This window comes from Sphingorhabdus sp., assembly GCF_040079335.1.
Lineage (GTDB): Bacteria > Pseudomonadota > Alphaproteobacteria > Sphingomonadales > Sphingomonadaceae > Sphingorhabdus_B.
This window is the reverse complement of the sequence record NZ_JBEBKL010000018.1, coordinates 1-14517: the sequence shown is the minus strand read 5'-3', so window position 1 is coordinate 14517 and position 14517 is coordinate 1. Positions and strand designations below refer to the sequence as shown.

Genomic DNA, 14517 nt, shown 5'->3' with positions numbered 1-14517 from the left:
ACGCATTCACTCGCATATTTTGGTTTATATTTTGCTAACTTATGCCGAAATCGGAGCTGTTGATCCGACAGTTTCAGGACAGCAAAAATCCCGTCTATGCGCACTTGTCGACTTGGATATTGGCTGGCATGGCAACGACCATGCAACAGAGTTTCACGATCTATCCATTCGATCCTCCAGGCGACGTTGCGCGTCTGCGCGGTGAGGTGCGTGATTTTTTGGCGCAACATCAGGCCAAGCTTGGTGTGCCGAATTGCTGGGTGGTCGGCGATCCTGAATTTTCACGCGCATTGGGAGCGGCTGGTTTCCTTGGCATGATCCTGCCCAAAGAAGTGGGCGGGTATGCTAGGCATCCGCTCGAACGCTATGTCGTGATAGAGGAGCTGCTGGCAGCGGGAGCGCCGGTGGGTGCGCACTGGATCGCCGACCGGCAGACGGCCCCGCTGATCCTGCGATACGGCAGCGAGGAGGCGAAGGCAGCCTATTTACCGGGTATCTGCAAGGGAGAGATTTATACCTGCATCGGCCTGTCAGAACCGGGCGCAGGTTCCGATTTGGCGGCTGTACGCACATCGGCGCGGCAGACGCCTGATGGCTGGCGCATTTCGGGGCAAAAAATCTGGACCTCGGGCGCGCATATGAGCCATGTGATGCTCGCGCTGGTCCGCAGCGAAGAGGGGAGCGAGCGCAATGCTGGCCTCTCGCAATTCCTGATCCCGATGGATGCCGCCGGCATCACCATCCGTCCGATTATCGACATGGGCGGCGACCATCATTTCAACGAAGTGTTTTTCGATGACGTGCTGCTGCCCGAATGGGCGATGGTCGGCACACGCGGGCAGGGTTGGGCACAGGCGACGGCGGAACTGGCGCTCGAACGATCTGGTCCCGAACGCTATCTGTCGAGCCATGTGCTGATGACCTCGCTGATCGACGCAGCAGGGCCGGATCCGGAGCCGCAGATCAGGGGTTTGATTGGTGAATTGACAGCCGAGCTATGGACTTTGCGGCAGATGTCGCTGTCGACGGCGGCCAAGCTGGCGGCTGGTGAAGACCCGATGGTCGAGGCATCGATGGTCAAGGATCTGGGCAACAGTTTTGAACAAAGCCTGCCGCAACGTGTGCAGGCGCTTGTCGATTGCCCTTCCACGCGCAACGACGATCTGGCGCGGCTGATGCGTGCGTTACTGATCGCCGCACCCAGCTTTTCGCTACGTGGCGGCACGCGCGAAATCATTCGCGGCATTATTGCACGGGGGCTGGGCCTGAGATGAGCGAGCAACGCGCCCTGTTATGCAACACTGCCGAGGCGGTCTTTGTCGAAGCTGCAGCTGGAGGTATCGATCCCATCGAAGCGGCTGGCTTCGGCCAGTTGCTTGTCCCCGAAGCCGAGGGCGGTTTTGGCGGCGATTGGGGCGATGTGTTTGCGGTTTTGCGTATTGCAGGCGCAAAGATCCCGCATCTTCCCGTTGGTGAACTGATTGTCGGCGGCGAAATTTCCCGGCCGGTCGGCGCGTTCATCCGCGTTGCGCAGGCGGCGGGTGCAATGGATGCAGCGCTGGCGATGAGCATCGACTATGTGAATACGCGACAGCAATTCGGCAAACCGCTGGGCAAATTCCAGGCGGTGCAGCAGGTGCTGGCCATTTTTGCGACCGAGGCAGCGGCGGTAAACGTAGCGGGCGCTGCGGCGGCGGCAGCGCTCGACAAGGCAGGTGGCGATGCCGATGTGGCGCTGTTCGAAATTGCCTCTGCCAAATTGCGCACCAACAAAGCGATCGGGCAGGCAACCTCCATCGCGCATCAGGTGCATGGCGCTATCGGTTTCACGCAGGAATATGATCTGCACAAGCTGACCGGACCATTGCTCGACTGGCGCTCCGATTTCGGCAACGACGCCTATTGGGCGGATGTGCTTGGCGGAATGACGGCGAAGATGGGCGGAAGCGGATTGTGGCAAGAGGTTACCCGGCGCGGTTGATTTTGTGCGTGGCCCGCTTTGACTCCCCCACGCTTTCCGCTAAAGGCCGCAACCTGTAACCAAGCCTGAATTTGGAGTTTCCCCATGCGCGCCGATGCGCAAGCCCTGGTCGACCGGATCGACGCTGCCCTCAACCTTGTCAAAATGTCGCTCGACTGGGATCGCGCACTGCGTCGTCTCGACGAATTGAATGCGCGCGTTGAAGATCCAAAGCTGTGGGATAACCCCAAAAGTGCCGAAGAAGTGATGCGCGAACGCCGACGTCTGGATGCGGCTATCGGCACAGTAAAGGAAATCGGTGCCGACAAGGAAGGCACGGTCGAACTGATCGAATTGGCCGAAATGGAAGGCGATGAATCACTGGCAGACGAAGGCGTTGCCAGTCTCAAGGCGCTCGCAGATCGCGCGGACAAGGACAAGGTGTCGGCACTGCTTTCGGGCGAAGCCGATGGCAATGATACCTTTATCGAAATTCACGCTGGTGCTGGCGGCACCGAAAGTCAGGACTGGGCCGAAATGCTCCAGCGCATGTATTATCGCTGGGCCGAAAAGCGCGGCTACAAGGTCGAAATGGTCGACTATCAGGCAGGCGATCAGGCCGGGATCAAATCGGCAACCATGCTGGTCAAGGGTGAGAATGCCTATGGCTATGCCAAAACCGAAAGCGGCGTGCACAGGCTGGTCCGCATTTCACCTTATGATAGCGCGGCCAAGCGGCACACGAGCTTTTCCAGCGTCTGGGTGTATCCGGTGATCGACGACAATATCGAAATCGAGATCAACGAGGGCGATCTGAAAATCGACACCTATCGCGCGAGTGGTGCGGGCGGACAGCACGTCAACACCACCGATTCCGCGGTGCGCATCACCCACAAACCGTCGGGCATCGTTGTCGCCAGCCAGAATGACCGCAGCCAACACAAAAACCGCGCGACCGCGATGGGTATGCTGAAAGCGCGTTTGTACGAGGCCGAACTGCGCAAGCGTGAAGAAGTGGCATCGGGCGAATATGCGGCCAAGACTGAAATCGGCTGGGGGCACCAGATCCGTTCCTATGTCCTGCAACCCTATCAGATGGTGAAAGACCTGCGCACCGGCGTGACCAGCCCGACGCCGTCGGATGTACTTGATGGCGATCTAGACGATTTCATCGCGGCGGCGCTGGCGCAGCGGGTGACGGGTGAGGCTGTGTCGGTTGAGGATGTCGACTAAATTTACACAGCTTTGGAATAGTCCTTTATTGACAGAAATATAGGGCTGCTTATCCCTAGTCAGGCTGGGTTCTCCAGCATGCAGATGGGGGAATTATGAAAATCAGAAACTCGGCGTACGCATTGTGCGCAACAAGCATCTTTGCGCTCGCGTCGATCGCACCGGCACAAACGACTGAACAAGCTCCAGCAGCGGCGGTAGAAGCTGTTCCAGTGGCCGAACCGGCTCCGGTCGCTCCTGTAGAAGCGGTGAAACCGGATTTGGTGCTGAAAGCAGGAACTCCGATCACGCTCGCTGTGACGGAAGAAGTCAACAGCAGTACGCATGACGCGGGCGATATCTTCAAGCTGACGGTTTTGAACGACGTCAAGGCAGGCGACGTTGTGGTGATTCCGCGCGGCACACCGGCGAGTGCCGAAATAACCTGGCGCACTGGCAAAGGCGCATTCGGCAAGTCAGGCAAAATGGAATTTGCGCTCACGAGCATCAACCTGAATGGCAAGGATATTCCCGTAACGGGCAATTTCCGTCAGGAAGGTGAAGGTAACACTGTCGCGACGGGTGTGGGCGTAATTGCAATCGGTTTATTTGCAGGCTTTATTACCGGGAAACGCGCTCGCCTTCCTGCGGGACGCGAATTGATGGCGCAACTGGGGCAGGATGTCACTTTCTCGCCCGATGGCCAGCTTTCTGCTTCGTTCGATTCGAACGCGGCCATGAAGGCAGCGGAGGAAAAAACCGAAATAGGCAAGTGCAAGATTGCGGCTCGCGACATGCCTGCGAAGAAGCAAGAAAAAGCTCTTGAGGAATGCTACTCGAAGCGGATGGAGTGATCCGAGTTACCCCCTCCCGCTTGCGGGAGGGGGAACTGCTTTTCTACCCTCCCGGCGACGCTGCGCTCCCCGCCAGCAAACCGCCATCAAGATGTAGCTCGCTGCCGGTCATATAGGCCGCTTCGTCGCTAGCCAGCAGCAATGCCAGGGCGGCTACTTCTTCCACCGTGCCGAACCGCTTCATCGGTGTATCTGCAACCATTGCGGCCATGCGTGCCTCGCGGTCGGGGCCATCACCGATCAAGGCCTCCCACATCGGGGTCAGGATCGCTGCCGGGTGGATCGAGTTGCAGCGGATGTTGAGGCCCTGCTGCGCGCAATAGAGCGCGACCGATTTGCTGTGGTTGCGGATCGCCGCCTTTGATGAGGCATAGGCTGCTGCTCCGGGGATGCCGACAAGGCCTGAACGCGACGAGATGTTAATGATAGAACCTTCGCCAGTTGGCCGCATCGCCGCGATCGCATAGCGACAGCCGAGGAAAGTCCCGTCAAGATTGACCGCGTGTACGCGGTGCCAGTCGGATAGGCTCGCATGTTCCGGGTCATGCGGCCCGGGCGAATTCTCAAAGCCGGTGATGCCGGCATTGTTGACGACAATGTCGATCTGCGGGTGGACGGCGGCGAGGCGGCTCCACCCGTTCTCGTCGGAAACGTCCATTTCGAAGAAGCTGCCACCGATTTCGTCGGCCACGCGCTGGCCGTTTTTGGCATCGATGTCAGCAATGATAACGCTAGCACCTTCGCGGGCGAAGCATCGGGCAATCGCCTCACCGATGCCGCGGGCGCCGCCGGTCACGAGGGCGGATTTGTTTTGGAGTTTGGGCATGGGTAATCCTGCAGTTAGATTTGAAAGCAAGCACATTACTCGTCACCCCCGCGAAGGCGGGGGTCCAACTCCCGTCGTGGATATTTCGACGGCAGGTGCTGGATTCCCGCCTTCGCGGGAATGACGAAAAAAATGGGATTACCCTTGAATCACCGGACTTACTCCATCAATGCTGGCAGTGAAGTTAGGCCGATTGTCTGGAGAGAGCAAGTGAGCGAGCATCAGGACTGGTTCCCCGTCCCCGAAAGTGCAACCAAGGGCACGCATTGCAGCGCGGCGGATTATGATCGCCTTTACGCCGCGAGCATTTCCGATCCTGACAGCTTCTGGGCCGAACAGGGCAAGCGCATCGACTGGTTCACTGCGCCGTCGAAAGTGGGCAACTGGTCCTACGATCCAGTCTCGATCAAATGGTATGAGGATGGCGTTTTAAACCTCTGTTATAACGCTGTTGACCGGCATGTAGCCGCAGGCAAGGGCGACGCGATTGCCTTCATTTTCGAACCCGACGATCCGTCAAAGCCTGCGCGCCGTGTCAGCTATGCCGAGCTGCAGGCGGAGGTGATCCGCATGGCCAACACGCTCAAGAAAATAGGCGTGGCCAAGGGTGACCGGGTGACGATCTATATGCCGATGGTGGTTGAAGGTGCAGTCGCAATGCTCGCCTGCGCCCGCATCGGGGCAATCCATTCGGTGGTGTTCGGCGGCTTCTCACCCGAAGCCCTGGCTGGTCGTATCGAAGATTGCGCCAGCCGCTTCGTGATCTGTGCCGTCAGCGGCCTGCGCGGCGGCAAGCATGTGCCGCTAAAGGCCAATGTCGATGCCGCACTCGAACGCGTATCAGGTGTCGAAGGCGTGCTGGTTATCCAGCATACCGGCGATCCCTGCAACATGACCCCGCACCGCGATCACTGGTATCATGAATATAGCGCAGACGTTGCCGCTGATTGCCCGTGCGAGCCGATGAATGCAGAAGACCCGCTGTTTATTCTCTACACCTCGGGCAGCACCGGAAAACCAAAGGGCGTGCTGCATACGACCGGCGGCTATTCGGTGTGGACGGCGGCGACCTTTCATTATGTGTTCGATTACAAGCCGGGTGAGGTCTTTTTCTGCTCGGCTGATATCGGCTGGGTCACCGGGCACAGCTATGTCGTTTACGGCCCGCTGCAAAATGGCGCGACCAGCCTGATTTTTGAGGGCATCCCCAGCTATCCGGACAATGGCCGTTTCTGGGATATTGTCGACCGGCATCAGGTCAACATCTTCTACACCGCGCCGACTGCGCTGCGCGCGCTGATGCGTGATGGCGATGCTCCGGTGAAGGCACGCTCGCGCAAGTCGATCCGCCTGCTCGGCACGGTGGGCGAGCCCATCAACCCTGAGGCATGGCGCTGGTATCATTCGACGGTTGGAGAGGGGAAACTGCCCATCGTCGATACCTGGTGGCAGACCGAAACTGGGGGCACGATGATCACAACGCTGCCGGGCGCGCATGGCATGAAGCCCGGCAGCGCAGGCCGCCCCTTCTTCGGCATCCGGCCGCAGCTGGTTGATGCCGAAGGTGGGGTGCTTGCGGATGAGGGCGATGCGCGCGGCGATGTTTCGGGTAATCTCTGCATCACGCACAGCTGGCCGGGGCAAGCGCGCACCGTCTATGGCGATCATGACCGTTTCATCCAGACTTATTTCTCCACCTATAAAGGCAAATATTTCACAGGGGACGGCTGCCGCCGGGATGGTGATGGCTATTGGTGGATCACCGGGCGCGTCGACGATGTGATCAACGTCTCCGGCCACCGCATGGGCACCGCCGAGGTCGAAAGCGCACTGGTGCTGCACGACCGGGTGGCCGAGGCCGCCGTTGTCGGCTTCCCGCACGAGATCAAGGGGCAGGGCATTTACTGCTATGTTACGCTGAACGCGGGCGAGGAACCGAGCGCCGAGCTGGAGAGCGAGCTGCGGATGCAGGTGCGGCAGGAAATCGGCCCGATCGCCTCACCCGACCATATCCACTTCACCCCCGCATTGCCCAAGACGCGCAGCGGAAAAATCATGCGCCGAATTCTGCGCAAGATTGCCGAAAATGATTTCGGCGCGCTGGGGGATACATCAACCTTGGCCGATCCCAGCGTGGTCGACAGCCTGATCGAGGGGCGGCGGAATCGGTAACCGAAACTGGCGGCTTGTCGATAGCCGAAGGAGCGGTTATGGCCGTTTAATCACGCGATTAAACGGAGAGAGAGAATGTCCGCACGTCAAGGCCCGCTGAACGGCATCAAGGTGATCGAGCTCGCTGGGATTGGCCCCGGCCCTTATACCGGCCAGTTGCTCGCAGATATGGGTGCGGATGTGATTGTGGTCGACCGGCCAGGGCCATCGCTGCCCAAGGGCGTCGATGGACGTGGCAAGCGTTCGATCATGCTCGATCTCAAAAAGCCCGAAGCGGTCAACGTGCTGCTCAAGCTGGTTGCCGGGGCTGATGTGCTGATCGAAGGGCTGCGTCCCGGCGTGACCGAGCGCATGGGGGTCGGCCCCGATGCCTGCCATGCCGTCAATCCGAAGCTGATCTATGGCCGCATGACCGGCTGGGGCCAGACCGGCCCGTGGAGCCAGATGGCGGGGCATGACATCAACTATATCAGCATGACCGGCGTTTTGAACGCGATCGGCAAGGCGGGCCAGCCACCGGTGCCGCCGCTCAATATGGTAGGTGATTTCGGCGGAGGTACGATGTTCCTCGTCACTGGCATCCTCGCCGCACTTGTCGAGCGTGCGACAACCGGCAAGGGCAATATCGTCGATGCCGCGATCATCGATGGCACGCACAGCTTGATGAGTTTTGTTCACGGCATGGCAGGCCTCGGCCAGTGGCGTACCGATCGTGAGGCAAACCTGCTCGACGGTGCAGCGCCTTTCTATCGCTGTTACGCGACCAGCGACGGCAAGTTCATGGCAGTCGGCTGCATTGAGCCGCAATTCTTCGCGGCGATGATGGAGCGCCTGCCGATCGACAAGGAGGCCTTTGGTGGCCAGCATGACCATTCGAAATGGGCGCAGCAGCACAAGATGCTGGAAGACGTCTTCGCCTCCAAGACGCGCGATGATTGGGAAGCCACATTCGCGCTGACCGACGCCTGTGTCACGCCGGTTCTCGACTATGTCGAGGCGGCATCACACCCGGCCAATGCCGAGCGTCAGGCGGTGGTAAAGGATGGCAAATGGCTGCACCCCCAAATCGCCCCGCGCCTGTCGAGCCAGACGCAGGCAGACGGCTTTACGATTGCCTCACGCGGCGGAGATTATGCTGCTGTTCTGGACGAAGCCGGGATGGCTGCTGCGGATGTTGAATCGCTGGTTTCGGGCGGTGCCGTCGTTACCGGCTAATATCACCCCATAAGGCAAGGAAAAGGGCCGGCCTCCATGAGGAAGCCGGCCCTTTCTGTTGTGGGTTGTCGATCAGAACTTCGTGCGGACGGTGATACCATACATGCGCGGTTCTTCGACGAAGGCAATACGCGAGCGGAAGCTCGAGCCGCCAACCGAACCGGCGGTGCCACGAAGCGGCGTGTTTGCCGTTACGCCCCGGGTAATCTCGTTCGACAGATTGGTTCCCCAAAGTTCAAAGGTGAACCGCTCGCTCGGATCGGTGAAGCCGATACGGGCATTGATCTTGAAATAATCTTCCTGCCGGTCGAACGGATTGGCGACAATGTCACGGGCTCCGGTTGTGGCGTTGATGCGCCGTTCCCAATGTTGGGTGGTTGTGCGGCGACTACCCGAATAGTTCATGTTGAAATTGGCCAGCAATCCCCAGCCGGAGCTGTTCAGCGGCCCGTCATAAGTTATACCGAACACTCCGGCGACACCGGGTGCATTGGTCAAATGCTGGCGGCAAAGAAGCGAGACCGAAGCCAAATTCTGCACCGCAACGCCATCGGTGCAATTGTCGCTATATTTTGCGTTAACGAAGGTCGCTGACGCATTGGCGGTGATGTAATCATGCAGCTTTCCGAATACTTCCACTTCGACGCCACGCGAGCGCGCTGCAGCTACGTTGAAAGTGGTGAACTGCACACCGGTGAATTCGAGTACCTGGAAGTCGCTCATGTCCATCTGGAATGCAGCAACATTGACATTTAAGCGTCCGAGGCTTCCCTTCATCCCGATTTCATAGGCATCGACCTTTTCGGATTTGAACCGCGGATCGCTGTAAACCGGTGCCGCAGCCGTCGACAGCGACGGAATCAGGTTGGCAGCGGTAGGATCAAGGTTGAAGCCGCCTGATTTAAAGCCATGGCTGAAGCTGGCATACAACATCATGTCGTCATCGGGTTTGTAGGATACCTGGCCGGTATAAGTGAGTTCGTCATCCTTAAACGTGTTCGACCACTCGCGCGGCAGGGACAGCAGACGGCTGGCCAATCCGCCGCCCAAGGCCGCCGGAGCGGTCAGATCGACCGGAGCGACGATGAAGAAGCAATTGAGCCCGACGACACCTGCACGCAATGCGGCTGGTATGGCCGGAGCCCCCGCTATGCTCCCGTTTAATGCACCGGTAACGCTGGCCTGACATGCCGCATTGCTGGCCGACAATTGGTCGAAACTGCCGTCTTTTTTCTCATCGACATAACGAGCGCCAAGCGTGATGCTCAGCTTGTCGGTGATGTTGAAGACATTGTGGGTGAATACCGAAAAGGTCGTCGCATCCTGATCGAAGCGGTTATATGCATTCGCACCGGCAGCGTTAACTGCGGTGCCTCCATTACCGGGTGCAGTCAGTGTAAACAACGGATTGACGCCAGCTACACTACCAAAGTTCGCAGCGCTGACCGCACGTTGGAAATCAGTACCAAGAGAAGAGTGGGCCAGCGACTTGATTTTTTCCTTGCCATAGAAAGCGCCGACCAGCCAGTCGAGCGAGTCGTCAAAGGCCGTCCCTTGCAGGCGAAGCTCTTGCGTGAAGGTCTTGATACTGTCGCCGGTTTTGAATCCTCCTCCTGCTGGCATGGTGGAACCATTGGGACCGACCGAATAAATCGAAAGACTGGTATAGTCATCTTGGGTCGAACTGGATTGGAAGTCTCGATAAGCGGTGATCGAGGTCAGTTTGGCATTGCCAATATCCCATTTAAGTTCACCCGATATACCCCATTGCTTGGCGCCATTTTCGAACCTGGTAGAGTTAGATGACAGGTTCCGCACGGCTGACGGACCAGTTTGGTCGACGCCGTCGCTCGCTAGGCCATGGAATGCAAAGAAGGGCTGCAATTCTGTTTCGCGTACGACCACAGCATCGCAGCATTTTTCATCTACCTTGCTGTAATCGCCCAAGATACGGATACTGACATCTGCGTTCGGCTCGATGTAAAGCTGACCGCGCAGCATATAGCGATCACGATCATTGCTTTCCCCGCCAGCGGGCGTCGTCAGATAACCATCGCGTTTGCGCCAGGTGCCCGACAGGCGGACGGCAGCAACATCCTGCGCCACTGGAACGCTGACGCCGGCCTGCAGGTTCATGAAGTCATAATTGCCATATGAAGCGTTGGCAAAGCCTTCGAATTTTGAGAGGCTAGGGCGCTTGGTTGTAACGTTTAGTGCGCCGGCAGAGGTGTTGCGACCAAATAGCGTACCTTGCGGGCCGCGCAGAACTTCAAGCCGTTCGAGATCCACAAGATCGCCAAGGGCCACGCCGGGACGCGACTGATACACGCCGTCGATGAACACACCTACCGAGCTCTCAAGGCCGGTGTTGTTGCCGGTTGTACCAACGCCACGGATTCTGATCGAGGTGCCCTGCGTTTCAGTCTGCGAAGACTGAATGTTGAAGCTCGGGGTGATGGCCGACAAAGTTTTAATGTCGTTGATACCTTGACGTTCAAGCGCCTCAGGGGCGACAGCAGTCACCGCTATAGGAATGTCCTGTACATCCATCGCACGCAGCGTTGCCGTAACGATGATGGGTTCATTTTCGTAGGATTCTTCTTCTGCCTGCGCATCCTGCGCATAGGCCGGTGTAATTGCGAATGTCGCAAGCATTGTGCTGCTGAGCGCAGTTGCTGCGAACTTGTTCAGTCGACGCATGTACCTCTCCTTTTGCGTGTCGAAATGGCCCGCCATTTTCTGGTCTGGGCTTTATGTGGCTTCCGTACTGGGAAATTCTCCTGGGGGTATCGGGAAACGCGGTAATATTAGTCGCAAAATGGCGCGAATCCAGCTTATTAACCGTCTGGTTAAGATTAGTTTCAGCCTGTTGCAAATTTGCAGCATCCAAACCCCACCATTGTCAGGTCCGGGTAACCCGCCTAAACGCTGTTGCCTATGTTTGACCGTCCGACGATCGTTGATGAAGGCTTTGCCAAGCGCGTGCTCGCTGGTGATTTGCCGGCATCGCGCAGCAACCAGAATTTCCATGTCCCACCCGCGCATCAGCTGATCGATTTGTTCGACAGCCAGATCATGTCGCGCCACCTTGATCTTTGGGCGCGGCGGTCGAAGGGCAAGACATTTTACTCGATCGGCAGTTCGGGGCATGAGGGCACGGCGGCTATGGCGGCAACCACGCGCCAGGCCGACATGGCGTTCCTGCACTATCGCGACGCCGCCTTCCTGATCCAGCGCAAGAAGCAAGCGGGTGGACTGACGCCGCTCTATGACATGGCGCTCAGCTTCGCCGCTTCCGCCGAGGACCCTATTTCGGGTGGCCGGCACAAGGTATTGGGCTGTGCGCAGACCTTTGTTCCCCCGCAAACGAGCACAATCGCCTCGCATCTGCCCAAGGCAGTTGGCGCGGCACATAGCATTGGCATGGCGCAGCGACTAAAGCTGGAAGACGCAGCGCTGCCGCATGATGCGGTTATCCTTTGTTCTTTTGGCGATGCCTCGGCCAATCATTCAACCTCGCAAGGTGCGATCAACTCGGCCTGCTGGGCTGCCTATCAACATCTGCCCATGCCGCTGATTTTCCTCTGCGAAGATAATGGCATCGGCATTTCGGTGCGTACTCCGGGTGGCTGGGTCGAGGCGAATTTCGCGCACCGCCCTGCGCTGCATTACATCCAGTGCGACGGGGTCGACATGCTCGATGCGCTACGCGGTTGCGAGGAAGCGGTCACCTATGCACGCAGCCGTCGCAAGCCGGTGTTCCTGCACATGCGCACAGTGCGGCTGATGGGCCATGCCGGGGCAGACGTCGAGGCGAGCTATTCGGCGTTGGAGGCGATTGAAGCCAATGAGGCGCAGGATCCGCTGCTGCACAGCGCGCGCATCCTGCTACAACATGGTGGGCTGAGCCGTGAGGAGATTGTCGGGCGCTATGAAGATATGCGCCAGCGGGTCGAGCGGGTTGCTGCCGAGGCGCTGACCAAACCGCGGCTGGTAACCAAAGAAGCGATCATGGCACCAATTGCGCCTGCGGTTGGAGGCAAGGCTTCGCCCGCGCTTCCTGACACGGCTTCGCGCGACGCGCTGTTCGTCAAGGATGCACGCAATCTGGCTAAGCCGGTGACGCTCGCAAAATCGATCAACTTCACGCTGGCGGACCTGTTGCAGCGCTATCCCAACGTGTCGCTGTTCGGAGAGGATGTGGCGCGCAAGGGCGGTGTTTATGGTGTGACGCAAGGGTTGCAGGACAAATTCGGACCTGCGCGGGTGTTCGATACGCTACTCGACGAGCAGACGATCCTCGGGTTGGCGATTGGCATGGGGCATAATGGCTTCGTACCGATCCCCGAAATCCAGTTCCTCGCCTATCTGCACAATGCCGAAGACCAGATCCGCGGTGAGGCAGCAACGCTCAGTTTCTTTTCGAACCAGCAATATCGCAACCCGATGGTCGTGCGCATTGCGGGACTTCCTTATCAAAAAGGTTTTGGCGGGCACTTCCACAACGACAACAGCCTTGCTGTGCTGACCGACATTCCGGGTATCATCGTTGCAGTGCCCAGCAGCGCCGCCGATGCGCCCGGAATGCTGCGCGAATGTTTGCGACTGGCGCATGAGGATGGCCGGGTGATTGTCTTTGTCGAGCCTATTGCGCTCTATCACACCACAGATCTGGCTGAAGCAGGCGATGGCGGCTGGGCCGCGAACTATACCGCGCCCGCAGATGCCAAGCCGATCGCGCTTGGCGAATTGGGCGTGCATGGCAAAGGCACGGACCTCGCCATCATCACTTATGGCAATGGTTATTATTTGTCTCGTCAGGCCGAGGCAGAATTGCGCGCCAAGGGCGTCGATTTGCGCATCATCGACCTGCGCTGGCTGCATCCGCTCAATGAAGCGGGCATTGTAGAGGCAGTGGCTTCTGCCAATAGGATTCTCGTCGTCGATGAATGCCGGCGTGCTGGCAGCCCTTCGGAGAAGCTTGTTACCATTCTTGCAGAAGCAGGCCGGGGCAACGACGCAAGCCGCCTGACCGCGGACGACTGCTTCATCGCGCTTGGACCGGCAGCCGAACTGACGCTGCCCAGCAAAGCGTCGATTATCGAGGCGGCGCTGAAGGCGGTGGGCAAATGACTTACTGCACCGTAGTGCTGAGCTTGTCGAAGCACGCCCCGCCGATAAGCGCCCTTCGACAGGCTCAGGGCTACGGTTTGGGATCAATCGTATGAAGGAAAAAATCCTCGTTATTTGTCCGGGGCGCGGCACGTATAACGCCACCGAACTTGGATACCTCAAGCGCTACCACGCTGGTGGAGGCGATCCGGTCGCCCGGCTCGATGCCTATCGTGCTGGTCTAGGTCAGCCGACGATTTCCGAACTCGATAGCGCAGATAAATACAGCCCGTCGATGCACATGCCCGGGGATAACGCCTCGCTGCTAATCTACGCCTGCGCGCTTGCCGATTTTGCCGCGATTGATCGCGACCGGTTTGAAGTGGTTGCAGTCACCGGAAACTCGATGGGGTGGTATCTCGCGCTCAGTTGTGCGGGCGTGGTTGATTTTGATTCTGGTGCCAGACTGGTCAACAATATGGGCGGTTTGATGCACGAAAAGGGGCAGGGCGGTCAGATCGTCTGGTCGCTGGCTGACGAGGACTGGGGCATTGATCCAGCCAAGGCGACTGAAGCTGATGCCGTTCTGGCCGAAGCCGCGCGAGACGGCCTTTCGGTGCACATCTCGATCCGGCTGGGTGCGATGATCGTTTTTGCCGCTGATGATGCAGGCATGAAATGGCTGTTGGAGCGGCTGCCCAAGGATGACCGTTTCCCGATGAAGCTCAACTATCATTCAGCTTTCCATTCGCCCTTGCTCGACCATATCGTGCCTTTGGCGCATGCGGCGAACCCGCTAGCGGACTTCGGCAGCGGCGCCATTCCGGCAATTGATGGCACTGGCAAGATCTGGTCGCCAAAGGCGTTCGATGCGGAGGCGATCTATGATTACACGCTCGGCGCGCAGATCATTCGCACCTATGACTTCACGCGCGCTGTGCAGGTTGCCGCGCGCGAGTTCTGCCCCGATCGTATCGCTGTGCTAGGCCCCGGCACCACATTGGGCGCGCCGGTTGCGCAGGCGCTGATAGCCAGCGGTTGGCGCGGGCTGAGGGGCAAGGCCGATTTCCAGCAACGGCAGGCGGCAGATCCGATACTGGTTTCGATGGGGATGGCGGATCAGCGCGGGGTCGTGACAAGGTAGTTTCAAGCCCCTCCCCTTCAGG

10 protein-coding genes are annotated in these 14517 nt (G+C 58.7%); 8 read left to right on the top strand and 2 right to left on the bottom strand.

Annotated features, from left to right (window positions below):
* The first annotated feature begins 41 nt into the window (after positions 1-41).
* The 4 genes from ABL922_RS06965 (at position 42) to ABL922_RS06950 (ending at position 4026) form a co-directional block, all read left to right on the top strand.
* Positions 42-1274, top strand: a complete 1233-nt coding sequence (locus tag ABL922_RS06965) for an acyl-CoA dehydrogenase family protein (RefSeq protein WP_349023487.1) — start codon at positions 42-44, stop codon at positions 1272-1274.
* Positions 1271-1981, top strand: coding sequence for an acyl-CoA dehydrogenase family protein (locus ABL922_RS06960; RefSeq protein WP_349023486.1), 711 nt, complete (start codon positions 1271-1273; stop codon positions 1979-1981). Before ABL922_RS06965 ends, ABL922_RS06960 begins: the two co-directional genes overlap by 4 nt.
* Positions 1982-2065: 84 nt before the next feature.
* Positions 2066-3193, top strand: a complete 1128-nt coding sequence (gene prfB / locus ABL922_RS06955) for a peptide chain release factor 2 (protein ID WP_349023485.1) — start codon at positions 2066-2068, stop codon at positions 3191-3193.
* A 95-nt stretch (positions 3194-3288) separates the two neighbouring features.
* Positions 3289-4026 (top strand): hypothetical protein, encoded by a 738-nt coding sequence (locus tag ABL922_RS06950; RefSeq protein ID WP_349023484.1) that lies wholly within the window; start codon positions 3289-3291, stop codon positions 4024-4026.
* A 43-nt stretch (positions 4027-4069) separates the two neighbouring features.
* Here the strand turns inward: ABL922_RS06950 and ABL922_RS06945 are convergent, their stop codons facing one another.
* Positions 4070-4852 carry an SDR family oxidoreductase gene (locus tag ABL922_RS06945; RefSeq protein ID WP_349023483.1) on the bottom strand — a complete coding sequence of 261 codons (783 nt, stop codon included), beginning with the start codon at positions 4850-4852 and terminating at the stop codon, positions 4070-4072.
* 210 nt (positions 4853-5062) lie between these two features.
* Between ABL922_RS06945 and acs the strand changes: the two genes are divergently transcribed.
* The gene (acs, locus tag ABL922_RS06940) at positions 5063-7024 is read left to right on the top strand and encodes an acetate--CoA ligase (protein ID WP_349023482.1); all 1962 of its coding nucleotides are present in this window, start codon (positions 5063-5065) and stop codon (positions 7022-7024) included.
* 75 nt (positions 7025-7099) lie between these two features.
* Entirely contained in the window at positions 7100-8239 is a 1140-nt protein-coding gene (locus tag ABL922_RS06935) for a CaiB/BaiF CoA-transferase family protein (RefSeq protein WP_349023481.1), read from the top strand.
* A gap of 72 nt (positions 8240-8311) precedes the next feature.
* Here the strand turns inward: ABL922_RS06935 and ABL922_RS06930 are convergent, their stop codons facing one another.
* Positions 8312-10939, bottom strand: coding sequence for a TonB-dependent receptor (locus ABL922_RS06930; RefSeq protein ID WP_349023480.1), 2628 nt, complete (start codon positions 10937-10939; stop codon positions 8312-8314).
* A gap of 237 nt (positions 10940-11176) precedes the next feature.
* On the opposite strand from ABL922_RS06930, the gene ABL922_RS06925 reads away from it, so the two are divergent.
* Together ABL922_RS06925 and ABL922_RS06920 are read left to right on the top strand one after the other, a co-directional pair.
* Positions 11177-13372: a thiamine pyrophosphate-dependent enzyme gene (locus tag ABL922_RS06925; RefSeq protein WP_349023479.1), complete on the top strand. Its 2196-nt coding sequence runs from the start codon at positions 11177-11179 to the stop codon at positions 13370-13372.
* Positions 13373-13463: 91 nt separating this feature from the next.
* On the top strand, positions 13464-14495 hold the full coding sequence (locus ABL922_RS06920) for an ACP S-malonyltransferase (RefSeq protein ID WP_349023478.1): 1032 nt from the start codon (positions 13464-13466) through the stop codon (positions 14493-14495).
* Positions 14496-14517: the final 22 nt, after the last annotated feature.

Excerpts from the sequence above, each read along its gene's own strand:
- ABL922_RS06965 (WP_349023487.1), top strand. The coding sequence starts at position 42 with ATGCCGAAATCGGAGCTGTTGATCCGACAGTTTCAGGACAGCAAAAAT.
- ABL922_RS06960 (WP_349023486.1), top strand. The coding sequence starts at position 1,271 with ATGAGCGAGCAACGCGCCCTGTTATGCAACACTGCCGAGGCGGTCTTT.
- prfB (WP_349023485.1), top strand. The coding sequence starts at position 2,066 with ATGCGCGCCGATGCGCAAGCCCTGGTCGACCGGATCGACGCTGCCCTC.
- ABL922_RS06950 (WP_349023484.1), top strand. The coding sequence starts at position 3,289 with ATGAAAATCAGAAACTCGGCGTACGCATTGTGCGCAACAAGCATCTTT.
- ABL922_RS06945 (WP_349023483.1), bottom strand. The coding sequence starts at position 4,852 with ATGCCCAAACTCCAAAACAAATCCGCCCTCGTGACCGGCGGCGCCCGC.
- ABL922_RS06935 (WP_349023481.1), top strand. The coding sequence starts at position 7,100 with ATGTCCGCACGTCAAGGCCCGCTGAACGGCATCAAGGTGATCGAGCTC.
- ABL922_RS06930 (WP_349023480.1), bottom strand. The coding sequence starts at position 10,939 with ATGCGTCGACTGAACAAGTTCGCAGCAACTGCGCTCAGCAGCACAATG.
- ABL922_RS06925 (WP_349023479.1), top strand. The coding sequence starts at position 11,177 with ATGTTTGACCGTCCGACGATCGTTGATGAAGGCTTTGCCAAGCGCGTG.
- ABL922_RS06920 (WP_349023478.1), top strand. The coding sequence starts at position 13,464 with ATGAAGGAAAAAATCCTCGTTATTTGTCCGGGGCGCGGCACGTATAAC.